The following is a 15,889-nucleotide window of genomic DNA, read 5'->3' as shown; positions in this document are numbered from 1 at the left end:
GGGCCAATCGACCAAATTACATATTTGAAACCGGGTTTTTCTGCAAAAATGCCGGCCTTTTTTATTGGCCGATATTTGCGGTAAAAACCCATGACTGATCAAACAAGCACCCTCTATGCCAAATTGCTCGGCGAGACGGCAACTATCGAGTGGAAGGCATTGGAGCGTTTTTGGGCAAAGGGTGACCTGATTTGGGTCGACCCCAGCCTGGACCTGATAGCGGTTGCCGAAGTGATGGCGCAGAATCGCAGCGAGATGTTCGCCAAGTGGCGTGATGATGGCACCGTGGGCCCTGTCACGGCCGAACAGGCGCTCGACCTGCAAACCCGCGATCCAGAGATATGGGCGGTCGTGGTTTCGCCGTTCATCGTGATTCAGGTGAAGAGCGCCAAATCCGCCGGATGATTTTGGTGCGCGAAAATGCGCAGCCGCCCCATTCTGGTGCTCGATGGCGTTCAGGTGGGGTGGAGGTAGGTAACAATTCGGCGTGGCGGTAACAGTTTACGGGATGCGTAATGGGGCCGTGGTACGGCCCGGATAACTATCGGATTTGCCAGGAGTCGTTATGAGCACTGAACTGCCTTCGCTTGGATTCGCCGGGATTGGTCTGATGGGGCTGCCGATGTGTCGGCGCCTGCTGGCCGCAGGTTACCCGCTGACCGTCTGGAACCGCAGCCCGGAAAAGTGTGCCGAGCTGGTCGCGGCTGGCGCGCAGCTGGCTGCCGACCCTGCCGGGTTGTGCCGGGGCAGCGACATGGTGCTGCTGTGCCTGGCCGATACGGAGGTGGTACGCGAGGTGGTTTTCGGCGAGCAGGGTATCGCCCAGGGTGGGCGTAGCGGGCAACTGCTGGTCGACTTGTCCAGCCTTGAGCCGACCGCTACCCGCGAGATGGCTGCCGAACTGGCCGCCCTGTGTGGCATGGCGTGGCTGGATGCGCCTGTCTCCGGTGGCACGCCGGGCGCCGAGGCCGGCAGCCTGGCGATCATGGTCGGCGGCGAGGCTGCCGACCTGGAACGAGCGCGCCCGGTATTGCTTACCCTTGGCCAGCGGGTCACGCACATGGGCGGGGTGGGGGCGGGGCAGGTGACCAAGGCCTGCAATCAGATGATCGTGGCCTGCAATGCCTTGGTGGTTGCTGAAGTCGTGGCGTTGGCCGAGCAGTCAGGTGTGGACGCAACGCTCATCGCCCAAGCCCTGGCCGGTGGTTTTGCCGACTCCAGGCCACTGCAGATCCTGGCACCGCAGATGGCCGAAAGCCGTTTCGAACCGGTGAAATGGCATGTGCGCACGCTGCTCAAGGACCTCGACGGTGCGGTCAAGTTCTCCCGCGAACAGGGCACGGCGACCCCCCTCAGTGGCCTCGCCGCGCAATTGATGCGCCTGCACGGTAGCCAGGGTTATCTGCAAAAAGATCCGGCGACCCTGGTAGAGCTGTATCGCAACAAGCGCTGAAGGCTTCTTCCTGGCGGTCGAGCCGTTCCAGGATCGGCCGCAGGTCCGCCAGCGGTACCGGCCGGCTGAGCAGGTAGCCCTGCAGGTAGTCGCAGCCGTTGGCGGCCAGAAACTCATGCTGCTCGACAGTTTCTACACCCTCGCTGACCACCTGTAGATGCAGGGTATGGGCCATTGCGATGATCGCCTGGACGATCTCACGGTCCTTCAGGCTGGCAGGCACGTCCTGAAGAAAGCTACGGTCGATCTTGAGGACGTCCAGAGGCAGGCGCTTGAGGTAAGCCAGTGACGAGTACCCTGTGCCGAAGTCATCGATCGAAAGGCTGACACCTTGGCCACGAATTCGCTTGAGCAGGCTGAGCGTGCGCTGGATGTCACCCATCAGGGCATTCTCGGTGACCTCAAGTTCCAGGTGTCGAGGTGCCAGGCCCGCTTGGAACAGTGCCATTTCCACTTCTTTGGGCAACCCGTCATGGCCCAGCGTCACCGCTGAGCAGTTGACCGTGAGCTTGAGGTCGGCGAAGCCATGGCGATGCAACTGCGCCAGGTCATCACAGGCGTGGCGCAACACCCACAGGTCCAGGTCGACGATCAGGCCGTTGGCTTCGGCAATGCCGATGAACCGGTCCGGGCTCAGCAGCCCATGCTGCGGATGCTGCCAGCGTACCAAGGCTTCAAGCTTGGCTACCTGGCCGCTACCCAAGTCATAGATGGGCTGGTAATGCACGCGCAGCCCACGTTCTTCAAGCAAGGCGATGCGCAGCTCTTCTTCCAGTTGCAGTTCAAGGGTGGCGCGGTTTTTCAGGCTGCTGTTGAAAAAATGCAGGCTGTTGCGCCCGCTGCCCTTGGATTGATACAGGGCAAGGTCGGCGTGCTTGAGCAGCTCTTCAGCGGTGAGGCCGTCGTCGGGGTAAATGCTGACGCCGATGCTGGTGGTCATGACCATGCGCCGCCCGCCCAGGTCGATGGGGTCCTTCATGCGCTGCATGATGCGCTGCGCCAGATGGCGAGCTTCGTCAGGCCCATTGAGGCTGGTAACCACGCAGAATTCGTCGCCGCCGAAGCGTGCCACCAGGTCGTGGCTGCGTGTGGCCGCTTTGATATGGCTGGCGATCACCTTGAGCAGTTGGTCACCGGCGTCATGGCCGAGGCTGTCGTTGATCCGTTTGAAATGGTCGATATCGAGGAACATCACCGCCAGGCGGTGCACTTCGGGGTTCTGTTCGGCCAGGCGTTCGGCGAACACCTGGTTGAAGCCTCGACGGTTGACCAGGCTGGTCAGTGCATCGTAGTGAGCGGCTTGCTGCAAAGAAGCGCGGGCCTGGTCCAGTTGGCTGAGCAGCATGTTCACCCTGCGCAGGTCGTGTTCCTTGCTCTGCAGCTTTTTGTCGGCCAGGGCAGCGCTGATGCTGCTTGCGCTGATCAGCAGGGTGATGAAGGCCACGGTCAGGCCCAGTTGCAGGCTGTTGTCGGCGGAGGGCAAGCGCAGGGCGGTGTCGGCAGGAATGACCAGCGTCATCGCGGCCATTGCGGTGAAATGGGTGGCAACGATGCCGCCGGCCATGAGCAGGCTCGCGCCATATTTCAGGGCTTGATGCACAGTGCCGCTGCCGTTGCGGAAGTAGCGGGCCATCAGCAGTGCGGCCAGGCTGGTCAGCAGTGCGATGGCCGTGCTGGCCAGCAACAGTTCGGTCTGGTAGTACTGCTTGGCCCCGGTCTGCAACGCCGCCATGCCGACAAAATGCATGAGGATGATACCCAGGCCGATCAGCATGGCGCTTTGCAGGTAATGCTGCGGCCCCATGCGCTCGCGATCGAGGCTGGTCATCGCCATCCAGGCCACACCCAGTGCAATCAGCAGCGAAAGGCCGCTCAGTGAGGCGTCGTAGTGCATTTCCAGCGGTGCCCTGAACGCCAGCATGCTGATGAAGTGCATCGCCCAGATCCCTCCGGCCAGGCAGCAGGCACCCAGCATGCGCCATTGCCTCTGGGCAGCCGGTTGCTCGCTGTGGGATTGGCGCTCGGCCATGTCCAGGGTGGCAAAGCAGGCAGCGCTGGCCACAGCGAAGGCGATCAGGATCAGTAGTGGTTCATGACGGCAGTCGATAACGATGCTACCGCTAGCCGGCACATCGGAGAACAGTTGCAGTCCCAGCCATTCCATTGCTTGCCCCATGGTCGAGTTCGCACTGGTCTCCAATCAACCCCCAAGGAGACTATCCAGAAAGGAGTATAGGAACGGGTGTTTAAACCTTCCGGGGTAATGGCTCTTTGATTGCAACGATTTGGTTATTGGGGTGATAACGCGCGGGTATAAAGGAGAGGGGAGGTGCATGGGCACCTCCCCAATGGCTGCAATCCAGTCTTAGCCAGCGACCAGCACGCGGATCGCCTCCAGGCGCAGTGCGGCCTTTTCGAGCATTGCCAGGCCATCTTCGCGCTGCTTGCGCAGGGCGTCGATTTCGCTGTCGCGTACGCTCGGGTTGACGGCTTTCAGAGCGGTCAGGCGCGCCAGTTCTTCGTCGGCTTCGGCGGCCAAGCGGCGTTGCGCCTCTGCCACACGCTCGACGTGGGTCGGCATGATCTTGGCTTCACCGCCACTGATGCGCTTGGCCAGCACGTCACGCTGGGCCTGTACGAACTTGTTGGCGCTGGCCCGAGGCACGCTTTCGAGCTGCTCGTTGAGCGTTTCGAAGGCCACGCGCGAGGCCAGGTCGTTGCCGTTGGCATCGAGCAGGCAGCGCAGCGCCGCAGGCGGCAGGTAGCGGCCCAGTTGCAGGCTGCGCGGCGCCACCACCTCGCTGACGAACAGCAGTTCAAGCAGCACGGTGCCAGGCTTGAGCGCCTTGTTCTTGATCAGCGCGACGGCGGTGTTGCCCATCGAACCGGACAGTACCAGGTCCATGCCGCCCTGCACCATCGGGTGTTCCCAGGTGAGGAACTGCATGTCTTCGCGCGACAGCGCCTGGCCACGGTCGTAGGTGATGGTGACGCCTTCGTCATCGCCCAGCGGGAAGCTGGCGTCGAGCATCTTCTCGCTCGGCTTGAGGATGAGGGCGTTTTCCGAGTGGTCTTCGCTGTCGATGCCAAAGGCGTCGAACAGGGTTTCCATGTAGATCGGCAGAGCGAACTGGTCGTCCTGCTCAAGGATGTCCTCGACCAGCGCCTGGCCTTCGCCGGCACCGCCGGAGTTGAGCTCCAGCAGGCGGTCGCGGCCGCTGTGCAGTTCTGCTTCCAGGCGTTCACGCTCACCTTTGGCTTCGGCTACCAGGGCATCCCAGGCCTTGCTGTCCCCGCCTTCGAGCATCGGCAGCAGGCGCGGGCCGAACTGGTGCTGCAGGGCGTTGCCGGTCGGGCAGGTGTTGAGGAAGGCGTTGAGTGCTTCGTGGTACCACTGGAACAGGCGCTCTTGCGGGCCTTCCTGCAGGTAGGGGATGTGCAACTGAATGACGTGCTTCTGACCGATCCGGTCAAGGCGGCCGATGCGCTGCTCGAGCAGGTCCGGGTGGGCCGGCAGGTCGAACATCACCAGGTGGTGGGCGAACTGGAAGTTGCGCCCTTCGCTGCCGATCTCGGAGCAGATCAGCACCTGGGCGCCGAACTCTTCGTCGGCGAAATAGGCTGCGGCGCGGTCGCGCTCAAGGATGCTCATGCCTTCATGGAACACCGAGGCAGGAATGCCGGAGCGCACGCGCAGCGCGTCTTCCAGGTCCATGGCGGTTTCGGCGTGGGCGCAGATCACCAGGACCTTGGTGCGCTTGAGCATCTTCAGGGTGTCGATCAGCCAGTCGACGCGAGGGTCGAAACGCCACCAGCGCTCGTCGTCGCTGACTTCACCTTGTGCCTGGAACGCGACTTCCGGGTACAGCTCGGCGTGCTCGCCGGCTGGCAGGTCGCGGTACTGTTCCGGCATCGGCAGCGGGTAAGGGTGCAGTTCGCGCTCCGGGAAACCCTGGATGGCCGCACGGGTGTTGCGGAACAGGACGCGGCCAGTGCCATGGCGGTCGAGCAGCTCGCGGATCAGGCGGGCGCTGGCCTGGCTGTCGCCATCGCTGACTGCAGCCAGCAGGGCTTCGCCCTCGGCACCCAGGAAACCCTGGATGGTGGCGTGGGCCTTGGGTGACAGGCGGCCTTCGTCGAGCAGTTCCTGTACGGCTTCAGCCACCGGGCGATAGTGCTCGCTTTCGGCACGGAAGGCTGCCAGGTCATGGAAGCGATTGGGGTCGAGCAGGCGCAGGCGGGCGAAGTGACTGTCCTGACCAAGCTGCTCGGGGGTGGCGGTGAGCAACAGTACGCCCGGGATGACCTGGGCCAGTTGCTCGACCAGGCTGTATTCGGTGCTGGCCTTGTCTTCGTGCCATACCAGGTGGTGGGCTTCATCGACCACCATCAGGTCCCAGCCTGCGGCGAACAGCGCGTCCTGGGCCTTTTCGTCCTCGACCAGCCACTCCAGGGCGACCAGTGCCAACTGGGCGTCCTCGAACGGGTTGCTGGCGTCGCTTTCAATGAAACGTTCGGCGTCGAACAGTGCCACCTGCAGGTTGAAGCGCCGACGCATTTCCACCAGCCATTGGTGCTGGAGGTTTTCCGGTACCAGGATCAGCACGCGGTTGGCACGCCCGGTCAGCAACTGGCGGTGGATCACCAGGCCGGCTTCGATGGTTTTGCCCAGGCCCACTTCGTCGGCCAGCAGTACGCGAGGTGCGCTGCGGTCCGCCACTTCGCGGGCGATGTGCAACTGGTGGGCGATCGGCTGCGCGCGGCAGCCTCCCAGGCCCCACAGCGACGACTGGACCTGCTTGCTGGTGTGCTGCAGCGTGTTGTAGCGCAGGCTGAACCAGGACAGCGGGTCGATCTGACCGGCGAACAGACGGTCGCTGGCCAGGCGGAACTGGATGAAGTTCGACAGCTGGGTTTCCGGCAGGGTGCGCGGCTGGTTCTGGCCGTCGAGGCCGTGGTAGACCATCAGCCCGTCGATGTCCTCGACTTCGCGTACCGTCAGCTTCCAGCCTTCGAAGTGGGTGATCTGGTCACCTGGCGAGAAGCGCACGCGGGTCAGCGGCGCATTGCGCAGGGAATACTGGCGGGTGTCGCCAGTGGCCGGGTAGAGCACGGTCAGCAAGCGGCCATCCTGGGCCAGGATGGTCCCCAGGCCGAGCTCCGCTTCGCTGTCACTGATCCAGCGTTGCCCCGGTTGATACTGCTGCGCCATACTGCCTGAACTCCCGCGATGAAAAGCCGGCTATGTTAACGGATAGGCCCGGCGGACCATAGAGTTGAAGTCCAAGAGTCTAGCTGTTTCATCGCAGAACACCGTCTTGCCGATGAGGGCTACGCACGCCATGCCGCTCAAGCACCGCTGGTTGAACGCCTCTCTGGCCGTGGGCAGCCTCGCGCTGCTGGCCGCTTGCGAGCAGAAAAACTTCGAGAGCCTGCCGGCGATCCCGGTGGAGCAGCTTGAGGTGCTGGGTGTGCAGACGCCGATCAAGAGCGTGCATTTCCGTGACCGTGACGGTGAAGGCCTGCTGGTGCTCAGCCGCAGCGATGGCCAGGCGGTCGATGCCGAGTCCGAGCAGGAAGTGGACAAGGTAGAGCTCAAGGCCACGCTGTACGGGCGAGCCACCGAGGGCGACGGGTTCAAGCCGCGCTGGCAGATCGAGCAGGAAACCACCTGCCCTGGCCTGGACCTCGATGTCGACTTCTACAACGATGTCAGCGATGTGGGTGACCTGAACAAGGACGGCATCGCCGAGGTGACGGTGGCCAGCCATTCGTTCTGTGGCGGCGGCATCGACCCGCATGACATTGCCATCGAGATGCGTGAGGGCCAGGCCAGTTACACCATCACTGGGCAGTCGCTGATCACCCCGGCAGGCGAAGACCCGATCGGCGGTGAGCGCGAGGACAGTGCCTCGCTGAAGAACGCGGCGCCAGTGCTGCGCGAGCACATGAACGCCGTCTGGCAGCAGGTCTTCAAGCGCCCTTGGAGCGAGGCCAGCCCGCCAAGTGACGACGACCCTGACGACGAAGCTCCATAGCAGCTGTCTATACTGGCATGACGTGGCCGGTTTCGGCCGCATTACCCTATTCGCCGACCCTCAAGGCGGCTGACAACCGGCCGATACCCTGGGCACAGGAGAATTCTCATGCTGCCGCCGATCATTCCGCTCAGTGCCGCCCCAGTGACCTCGCAACAGGACCCGGTCAAGCCGACCCCGGACATCAAGCCCGTGGTCCCCACGCAGCCTGCCTCAGGGGAGAGCGCCATTGACCTCAAGCAGCAACGCGACCCGCAGGAGCAGGTCTTGCTGCTGCGTGAGGAGCAGCGCCGGCAGCAGCGGCGTAATAAACAGGGTGGCGACGAGCGCTACAGTGCCTTGCCGGGTGAAGAAGTCAACGGCGACAACACCGTACCGGTGGCCCCGCTCATGGGCGAACAGCCGCGCCAGGGCCTGCTGGTCGATATCGAAGTCTAGGCGCCCTGTGCCGCAGGGCTGGTCATGGCCAACGCCTGGCGGCATCATGCAAGTCTCTGTTGATCCTCGAGCCCGCCCATGAGCCAAGACAACCTCATCGACTTCGATGCCGAACGTGCCAAGCGCGTGCACGACCTCAAGGAAAAGCGCCTGAACGAAGTGCGTCAGGCGTTCGAGCAAGCCATGCCGCTGGGCAAGTCGAAGAAAAAGAAGCCCAAGAACAAGCCCAAGAAGCGCTGAAACTTGACGCAGGTCAACCCTGCATCCGCCTCGCGTGCCCGGCTCCGGGCACCATTGACCTCGATCAATTTCCCCGTCCCCCGTATTCGTTACCTTGCATCCATCGGACAACGGCAAACGAATCGGGAGGCCAACATGTTCTTCGACAATGTGGTTATCGCTGGTGTGGTAACGGTCGGGTTGATGTTCGCGTTCTTTGCCGGTCTTGGCATTTTCATCTGGAAGGACTCGAACAAGCGCAAGCCGCGCTGACCTTCCAGGTTCACGGGCACGCAAGGCATTTAGGGCGACTTCGGTCGCCCATTTTTTTTTGCCTTGATCGGTTGATATGACAGCGCCTAAAGATGATTAGCTAGCTAATTATTTGTTTCAGCATTATCCTTCCCTTCATTGTCTATCGTTTACCAGATCATCCCCCGCAAGGTCCGTTTCGTGCCCATCACCTTCCAGGCCCTGTTCGCACCCAGCAGCCTCGCCATCAAATTCGCCATCAAAACCCTGCTTGGCGGCGGCCTTGCCCTGTGGCTGGCCATGCGCTGGGGGCTGGAGCAGCCGGCCTGGGCGCTGATGACCGCGTTCATCGTGGCCCAACCCCTGTCGGGCATGGTGATACAGAAGGGCCTTGCTCGCTTGGCCGGGACCTTGGTCGGCACCTTCATGTCAGTGCTGTTCATCGGCCTGTTCGCGCAGACGCCATGGCTTTTTCTCATCACACTGGCGTTGTGGCTGGCCCTGTGTACCGCGGCTTCGACCCAACTGCGAAGCGCCTGGGCTTATGCCTTTGTGCTGGCCGGCTACACCGCAGCGATCATTGCCTTGCCCGCGATCGACAAGCCCCTGCAAGTGTTCGATCAGGCGGTGGCGCGCTGTACCGAGATCTGCCTGGGGATCTTCTGTGCAACGGCCACCAGCGCGTTGCTCTGGCCGATGCGCGTGGAGCAGCAACTTGCCGGGCAGGCGCGCCAGGCCTGGCACAGCGGTTTCCAGACGGCCAGTGCCATGCTTGGCGGTGAAGACCAAACGCGCGAAGGCCTGCTGGAGATCCTGGGGCGTATCGTTGCCATCGATACCCAGCGCGAACATGCCTGGTTCGAAGGCCCGCGTGGGCGCCAGCGGGCAAGGGCCATTCGTGGCCTGAGCCAGAAACTGATGGTGCTGCTGCGGATCTCACGCTCGGTGCGTCGCCAGTGGCGGCAACTGGATGAGCAGCAAACCCTGCGTCTTGGCCCATGGCTGGAAGAAGTGCGCGCCCTGTTGGCCAAGCCCGATCAGCCGAGCCTGTTGTTGTTGCGTCAGCGCATCTGGGACGCCGCGCATGACGAGCAGATCAGCTCTGCCGAGCATTTTTGCCTGGCCCGCATGACCCTGCTACTGGACTACGCCATGGCTGCCACCCAGGCTCTCGATGATGTCGAAGTGGGCAGGGCGCCGAAGGATGTGGCGCAGGGGCTGGCAGCCCACCGCGACTGGTCGCTGGCGTTGCTGTTCGGTTCACGCAGTGCGCTGGCATTTCTGGTGATGAGTGGTTTCTGGCTTGCCACCGCCTGGCCCTCTGCGCCCGGTGGCCTGGTGTTGACGTGTGTGGTCTGCAGCCTGTTCGCCAGCCGTGAAAATGGTGCGCAGATCGGGCTCAGCTTCTTGCGTGGCATCCTGCTGGCGATCCCGACGGCATTGCTGGTGGGGCAAATCATCCTGCCGCAGTGGAGCAGTTTTGCAATGCTTTGCCTGGGCATGGGCGTACCTCTGTTCTTTGGGGCTCTGGGTATGGCTCACCCGCGCACCGGGGCCACGGCGACTTCTTATTGCCTGCACTTCATCGTACTGGTGTCGCCGCTCAATGCCATGCAGTTCGGTGTGGCGAGCATGCTCAACAGTGCGCTGGCCATGCTGGTGGGTGTAGGTGCGGCGGTCATGGCGTTTCGCCTGCTGGTGTTCCGCCACCCGGCCTGGCTTGGCCGGCGCCTGCGCGCGGCGACCCAAAGCGACCTGGTGCGTCTGGCCCGGCGCGACCTGCGTGGTGCCGACAGCTGGTTTGGCGGGCGCATGGCCGACCGTCTGATGCAATTGGCACGGCACGCCGGCGAGCTGCGCGAGGCCGAACGCAAGCGTTGGGACGATGGCCTGCATGGCCTGGACATCGGCGACGAACTGCTGCATTTGCGCATGTGCCTGGCAGTCGCCCAGGCGCCGTTGGGTGATGCCGAACGTGAATATCTGCAGCAACTGGAAACAGTCCTGGCCAGCGGGCCGGCAGCCGGACGAGGGCAGCGCCTGGATGCCGCCAGCGAGCGATTCATCGCGGCGCTGCAACGCCTGCCGTCGAGTGACCCGTTACGCCTGGCCGAAGGGGCGGTATTGCAGTTGCAGAAAAGCTGGGGCAAATGGTGCCGCTGGCAGGAGGAAGCCCATGGGGTTGCGTGAGTGGGCATTGGGCGGCGTGCTGCTCAGCCCTTTTCTGATCTACGTGCTGTTGGCTCTGGTGCTTACCGGTTTGTTGCGCTTTGTCGTGCACGCCACGCCGTTGGGGCGCTGGATCTGGCATGAAGCGCTGTTCGACGCAGCGCTGTTCGTTTGTGTGCTGTACCTGGTAGTTCGCCTGCTGGGGCCTTTGTAAGGAGTGATTCGATGCGTGCTGTCGTCCGTACCCTGGTGACCCTCTGCGTGGTCGCCATCGCCGTTCTGGCCGGCTATAAACTCTGGCAGTACTACATGCTCACCCCATGGACACGTGATGCACGGGTGCGGGCCGACGTAGTGGTCATCGCGCCCGACGTGTCCGGCTGGGTGCGTGAGCTCAAGGTGCAGGACAACCAGCGGGTCAAGGCTGGCGACCTGTTGATGAGCATAGATCGGGAGCGCTTCCAGGCCGCGTTCGATCAGGCCAGCGCCGTGGCAGAAACGCGTGCCCAGCAGTTGCACCTGCGCGAGCGCGAAGCTGCGCGGCGCACGGCATTGGGGCCCGGGGCGATCAGTGCTGAGCTGCGCGAAAACGCGCAAATCAATGCCGCCATTGCCCGCGGTGAGTTGCATGAGGCGCAAGCTCAGTTACAGGTGGCGAAAATCAACCTTGCGCGCAGTGAAGTACGAGCCCCCCGCAGTGGGCACATCACCAACTTGCGCCTGGCTCAGGGCAACTATGTGAATGCCGGCCAGTCGGTAATGGCCCTGGTGGATGACTCGACCTTTTTTATCCAGGCCTACTTCGAAGAAACCAAATTGCCGCGCATACGCGTGGGCGATTCGGTGACGGTCTGGCTGATGGGGGCAGGAGAGGCCATGCAGGGGCATGTGGAAAGCATCAGCCGGGGTATCACCGACAGTAACAGTAACCCTGACAGCCAGTTGTTGCCGGAGGTTGAGCCAACCTTCAACTGGGTAAGGCTGGCCCAGCGAATACCTGTGCGCATCCGGCTGGACGACATTCCCGAAGGCATGAACCTCAGCGCGGGGATGACGGCCAGCGTGCAGGTGCACGAGGATTCGCCCAAGTGATCAGGGCGATGCGTTACAGCCCGATGGTCGACGGCCCCGGCACTTGCCTCAGGGGAACGGCCGGCAAGTGAAAGCTGAATAGCGTGCCGCGTTGCTTGTCGGAGATGACCTCCATGCGTCCGCCGTGGGCCAGGGCAATCTGATTGGCTATGTAAAGGCCAAGGCCAAGCCCCTGTCTTGGCGCCGCAGACAGCGGCCTGAATGGCTGGAACAATTGGTTCAGGGTTTGTGGGGCTATGGGGGCACCGCTGTTGTGCACACTAAGCACGAACTCCTCATCGGCAATCGCCGCCCTGACCGTCACCGGCCCGTCAGGCGCACCATGGGTCAGCGCGTTGGCGATCAGGTTGGAGAGTAGCTGGGTCACCCGTTCGCGGTCACAGTACAGGCCGCCGATATCACCGATCTGAAGCACGATCTGCCGCTGTGGGTGTGCGTGCTGCAGTTCTGCAGCGACATGCATGAGCCCTTCTGTCAGGTCCGGGCAGGGCTGCAGGTTCAATGGGATGCCGCTGCCAAGTCGGCCTCGGGCAAAATCCAGCACATCGCGCACAAGCTGTGAGGCCCGCTGGCCACACGTGTGAATGTGGCGGGCGATCGCGCGGTTCTTGTCGTCGTCCAAGCGCTGAGTCAACAGTTCGGCGCCTGCGGTGATGGCAAACAGAGGATTGCGCAGATCATGGCCAAGCACTGCGATGAACTGTTCGCGCACTTCTGCCATCGTCCGTTCCTCGCGCAGGGCGCGCTCGGTGTGCTGGACGCTCTCCTCACTCTCGATCTGGATGGCCAGCAAGCGGGCGAACGACTCCATCATGGGCTGGATTGATTGGCCTTTGAGCGAGGCCGGATTCGGGTCCAGGGCACAGATGGTGCCGAAGAAGCGGCCATCTGTTCGGAACACCGGCACGGATATGTAGCTTTCAAAGCCATAACGCTGCGGCGTCTGGTGCCGGCAGTAGCGCTCATCTTCGCTGGCTTTGTCGATCACGATGGTCTGGTGAGAGCTGCGAATCTCGTGGCACAGCGTAGTTGCCACCTCAAGCTCGCCGCCCACTTCAAGGCCAAAGCCCAGGTTGTCCAGTACGGCGCAGGCAGTCCAGTTGCATTCGGTAACCCGTGCCACGGCGGCGAAGCGCATGCCGCTGGTTTCGCAGATGACCTGAAGGATGGCGGGCACGGCGCTGATGCGGCCGATGGTGGCAATATCGGCGCTGATGGCGTTGGTCATGAACGGTCCCAAAATTGGCGACGGAAAAGGGTAGGGCATCAGTCTAGCGGGGGGCTCGGGCCAATGGCGAAAAACCTTGGCGAAACGCCCGGCGATTAAGCTAGGCTGGGCTGGCGCGTCGCCCAGTAGAGGCGACCGTTGCCCGCCTGGCGTGCGTCACTTCCAATCATTTGCGAGGTTTCGACATGGCCATCACATCCCAGGACATCTGCAGTGCTGCCGACCAGCTCAAGGGCTTTGTCGGCTTTCATGGCAAGCGCGGCGTTCATATCGTGCGTTTTTCCGAAGACGCGTTCGGTATGGACGTGGCTGACGAGAGCATCATCCCGTGCAGTGAGTTCGTCTGGCGGCCGGAGCAGGGCGCGCGCATGGCGCTGTGTCGGCAACGCCTGGCGCTGTTGCTGGAGCAGCGTGTGGACGACCGGCTGAACATTGCCGAACCGTTACGCCAGTATCTGCGGCGCAGTGACCTGCCGGAAATTCTGGCGCAGCGCTCGTTGCGCTGCTGACAGCGCAACGGCGGTCAGCGAGGATATTCTGCCAGGGATGCCGGCTGAAGCGCCGTGGCCTCATCATGGTCGGAATTGACCTGGTCGCGACCGCGTCGCTTGGCGCAGTAGAGTGCCTTGTCTGCCTGTTCCAGCCAGTGTTCGGGGGATTGGAGGTCTGCCCGGAAGGCTGACATGCCGATACTAAGGCTGACTTTCAAATGCGGCAGTTGCGGGTCACGGTAGCAAACGATGCGCTCGCGCAGACGCTCCATGGCCTGCCTGGCCTCACGCTCACTGGTATCGGGCAGAATCACGCAGAATTCGTCGCCACCATAACGCCCTGCCAGGTCGCCCGCCCGCAGGTTGCGTCTGAGCTCGTCGCTCATCTGTCGCAGCACGCAATCGCCGATCACGTGGCCGAACGTGCCATTGATGGTCTTGAAATGGTCGATATCGATCAGGGCAATCACTGATGGCATTTGCAAGTTCTGGCAAGTCTGGAAGCGCAGCAGGAGCAGGTCCTTCCAGGCGCCGTGATTGAGCAGCCCGGTCAGGCTGTCAGTCAGGCTCAGGTCGCGAAGGCGGCGCTTGTGTTCGGCAAGCTTGATCGCCAGGCGGTAGCACACCCAGCCCAGGGCCAGTGGATAGAGTGTCAGCATTGGCAGGCAGGCAAAGATCTGCAGTGGTGTGGCGTTGAGCTGCAGCCCTGTGCCCAGCAGTGCGCTGGCCAGCAGCATGCCGACCAGTTGCGCCACTAGCCCTCGCATGACCAAGCGTTTGCCGCCAGCGGCCACATTGTTCATGGTCATCATCGAGAGCACAGTGACGCAGGGCAGGGGGTTGAAATGCATGGCTGCGGTCCAGAAACCACCCATCAGTGAATCCAGCAGCAGGTTGCGCTGTTCCGCCTGGTACGGTGCAATCGACCGCCGTGCCCACTGGTAGGCCACATGGGGCCAGAGCAAGCCGTTGAAGAGCAGCAGCAACCATGCCCAGGTGGGGGGCGAAAGTGGCGCGACCGCTGCGGCGACGCTGAACAGGCCAATGCCCAGGCCGATCATGCGCGGCAGGTAGATACGCCTGACGAAAGAAAGTCCCTTGCCGCTGCGGTTGTCCATGATGGTGGTCGTTCTTCTGCTGAGTCGCCGTTTATCGCACAACTCACGTCAATAGTGTTCAACAGTCTGCCATTGACGAAAAATGACCTTGCAAGCCATTTCACGGTTGATGCGGCCCCTATGGGGGGCTGCGTGTTTTTTTGTGCCTGGGGGCTTGCCACTCATGATGCTCATGGCGGATTCCATTGGCGGGCCTGAACCTGCTGCGGCGGTGCGCTGAAGGTCATTGCTTGTTGTCCTGCTTGCCGAATGAAGACTTTTTTTCATCCTTTAATAGCTGCGAAGGTGGCTTGCCGCTGTCGCTGCGCACCTGCGCGTGGCTGATCAGGGCGAAAATGAAGCTGCCTCCAATGATGTTCCCGGCCAGGGTCGGCAGGGCAAACTCAAGCCAGAAGCTGCGCCAGGTTTCGTCTCCGGCCCAGACCAGATAGGACACCTCGACCGAGCCTACGACGATGTGAGTGAAGTCGCCCAGGGCCATCAGGTAGGTGATCATCAGGATGATCCAGATCTTGGCGTGCTCCATGGACGGGATCATCCACACCATGGTCGCTATCATCCAGCCCGATACGATGCCCTTGGCGAACATCTGGCTGATATCGTTCTCCATCACCTTGCGGCCGATCTCGAGGAAGGCGACATCCGTCTTGCTGTCGAAAATGGGTAGTTCGAGCATGACCCAGGCGACCAGCAAGGTGCCTGCCAGGTTGCCGACCAGCACTACGCCCCACAGCCGCAAAAGGCGCCCGAGGTTGGCGAAGGTCGGCGTTGTCATGATCGGCAGCACCGCTGTGATGGTGTTTTCAGTAAACAGTTGCTGACGCGCCAGGATCACCGCAAGAAAGCCTGCGCTGTAGCCAATGCTGGCGACAACCTGGGCACTCTCACCCTCCGGCAGGCGAGCGTAGAACAGCCCCATGGCCATGAATGAAAGGCCCATGGTCAGGCCTGCTGCCAGGGCCGACCACCACAGCGCCGCGAGGGTGCGCTCCAGTTCCTGGTCGCCCTGGTAGCGAATGATCTCGTGCAGAACCGCCGCCCTCGGGGGTTGGTTATGGCTGACTTCCTTCTCTTCATCAGCCGACAGGCCAGGGGTCTTCTCGCTCTGCGCATCGCTCATGCCATTGCCCTCCACGGAGTGTTTATCTACAGAGCGATGGTTCATGCATTTAGTTGCCGGGCGGCTGCAAAATGCATCTTGAAGTTTTTTTAGATCAAGGTGTTGACTCAAATTTCAAACCGCGTATTATTCGCCTCCTCGCAGCGTTGAACGCGACGAGGCAGGCGGTAAGTTGTTGAAGTTCAAGGCTTTTGAAAGAAAGCAGATTCAAAAAAACTTCAAAACAAACGCTTGACAGCAAATGAGGAAAGCGTAGAATGCGCGCCTCGGC

The 15,889-nt window shown here is 62.1% G+C and carries 15 protein-coding genes; 10 read left to right on the top strand and 5 right to left on the bottom strand.

Going from position 1 to position 15,889, the window contains the following annotated elements; all coding sequences use genetic code 11:
- Positions 1-90: 90 nt before the first annotated feature.
- Both ACEWE8_RS18295 and ACEWE8_RS18290 read left to right on the top strand, forming a co-directional pair.
- The gene (locus tag ACEWE8_RS18295; RefSeq protein ID WP_046787726.1) at positions 91-405 is read left to right on the top strand and encodes a DUF2288 domain-containing protein; all 315 of its coding nucleotides are present in this window, start codon (positions 91-93) and stop codon (positions 403-405) included.
- 160 nt (positions 406-565) lie between these two features.
- Positions 566-1,453, top strand: a complete 888-nt coding sequence (locus ACEWE8_RS18290; protein WP_080952187.1) for an NAD(P)-dependent oxidoreductase — start codon at positions 566-568, stop codon at positions 1,451-1,453.
- Here ACEWE8_RS18290 and ACEWE8_RS18285 read toward each other — a convergent pair.
- Together ACEWE8_RS18285 and rapA are read right to left on the bottom strand one after the other, a co-directional pair.
- Positions 1,353-3,617 (bottom strand): bifunctional diguanylate cyclase/phosphodiesterase, encoded by a 2,265-nt coding sequence (locus ACEWE8_RS18285; protein ID WP_119688372.1) that lies wholly within the window; start codon positions 3,615-3,617, stop codon positions 1,353-1,355. The two genes, ACEWE8_RS18290 and ACEWE8_RS18285, sit on opposite strands and share 101 nt — an antisense overlap.
- A gap of 201 nt (positions 3,618-3,818) precedes the next feature.
- The gene (gene rapA, locus ACEWE8_RS18280; protein WP_012313078.1) at positions 3,819-6,665 is read right to left on the bottom strand and encodes an RNA polymerase-associated protein RapA; all 2,847 of its coding nucleotides are present in this window, start codon (positions 6,663-6,665) and stop codon (positions 3,819-3,821) included.
- 130 nt (positions 6,666-6,795) lie between these two features.
- Between rapA and ACEWE8_RS18275 the strand changes: the two genes are divergently transcribed.
- The 7 genes from ACEWE8_RS18275 to ACEWE8_RS18245 all read left to right on the top strand — a co-directional run bounded on the left by ACEWE8_RS18275 (position 6,796) and on the right by ACEWE8_RS18245 (position 11,661).
- A complete protein-coding gene (locus tag ACEWE8_RS18275) occupies positions 6,796-7,491 on the top strand; it encodes a M949_RS01915 family surface polysaccharide biosynthesis protein (protein ID WP_046787723.1) in 696 nt (231 codons plus the stop codon).
- Between the two features lie 108 nt (positions 7,492-7,599).
- Positions 7,600-7,929 carry a hypothetical protein gene (locus tag ACEWE8_RS18270; protein WP_046787722.1) on the top strand — a complete coding sequence of 110 codons (330 nt, stop codon included), beginning with the start codon at positions 7,600-7,602 and terminating at the stop codon, positions 7,927-7,929.
- Between the two features lie 78 nt (positions 7,930-8,007).
- On the top strand, positions 8,008-8,169 hold the full coding sequence (locus tag ACEWE8_RS18265) for a hypothetical protein (protein ID WP_168216549.1): 162 nt from the start codon (positions 8,008-8,010) through the stop codon (positions 8,167-8,169).
- A 135-nt stretch (positions 8,170-8,304) separates the two neighbouring features.
- On the top strand, positions 8,305-8,421 hold the full coding sequence (gene ccoM, locus ACEWE8_RS18260) for a cytochrome c oxidase subunit CcoM (protein WP_008097462.1): 117 nt from the start codon (positions 8,305-8,307) through the stop codon (positions 8,419-8,421).
- Positions 8,422-8,601: 180 nt separating this feature from the next.
- Complete coding sequence (locus ACEWE8_RS18255) at positions 8,602-10,590, top strand: FUSC family protein (protein WP_046787721.1); 1,989 nt, start codon at positions 8,602-8,604, stop codon at positions 10,588-10,590.
- The gene (locus ACEWE8_RS18250) at positions 10,577-10,783 is read left to right on the top strand and encodes a DUF1656 domain-containing protein (protein WP_046787720.1); all 207 of its coding nucleotides are present in this window, start codon (positions 10,577-10,579) and stop codon (positions 10,781-10,783) included. Before ACEWE8_RS18255 ends, ACEWE8_RS18250 begins: the two co-directional genes overlap by 14 nt.
- Positions 10,784-10,794: 11 nt before the next feature.
- On the top strand, positions 10,795-11,661 hold the full coding sequence (locus ACEWE8_RS18245) for an HlyD family secretion protein (RefSeq protein ID WP_046787719.1): 867 nt from the start codon (positions 10,795-10,797) through the stop codon (positions 11,659-11,661).
- Between the two features lie 13 nt (positions 11,662-11,674).
- Here the strand turns inward: ACEWE8_RS18245 and ACEWE8_RS18240 are convergent, their stop codons facing one another.
- Positions 11,675-12,889, bottom strand: coding sequence for a GAF domain-containing sensor histidine kinase (locus tag ACEWE8_RS18240; protein ID WP_046787718.1), 1,215 nt, complete (start codon positions 12,887-12,889; stop codon positions 11,675-11,677).
- A 185-nt stretch (positions 12,890-13,074) separates the two neighbouring features.
- On the opposite strand from ACEWE8_RS18240, the gene ACEWE8_RS18235 reads away from it, so the two are divergent.
- Complete coding sequence (locus ACEWE8_RS18235; protein ID WP_046787717.1) at positions 13,075-13,398, top strand: DUF2025 family protein; 324 nt, start codon at positions 13,075-13,077, stop codon at positions 13,396-13,398.
- Between the two features lie 14 nt (positions 13,399-13,412).
- On the opposite strand, the gene ACEWE8_RS18230 is transcribed toward ACEWE8_RS18235, so the two are convergent.
- Positions 13,413-14,498, bottom strand: a complete 1,086-nt coding sequence (locus ACEWE8_RS18230; RefSeq protein WP_046787716.1) for a diguanylate cyclase — start codon at positions 14,496-14,498, stop codon at positions 13,413-13,415.
- A gap of 223 nt (positions 14,499-14,721) precedes the next feature.
- Positions 14,722-15,618 (bottom strand): formate/nitrite transporter family protein, encoded by an 897-nt coding sequence (locus ACEWE8_RS18225; protein ID WP_012313088.1) that lies wholly within the window; start codon positions 15,616-15,618, stop codon positions 14,722-14,724.
- Between the last annotated feature and the right edge of the window lie 271 nt (positions 15,619-15,889).

It is taken from the genome of Pseudomonas sp. TR47, from assembly GCF_044143025.1.
Lineage (GTDB): Bacteria > Pseudomonadota > Gammaproteobacteria > Pseudomonadales > Pseudomonadaceae > Aquipseudomonas > Aquipseudomonas putida_E.
This window is presented reverse-complemented; position numbering and strand designations above follow the sequence as displayed.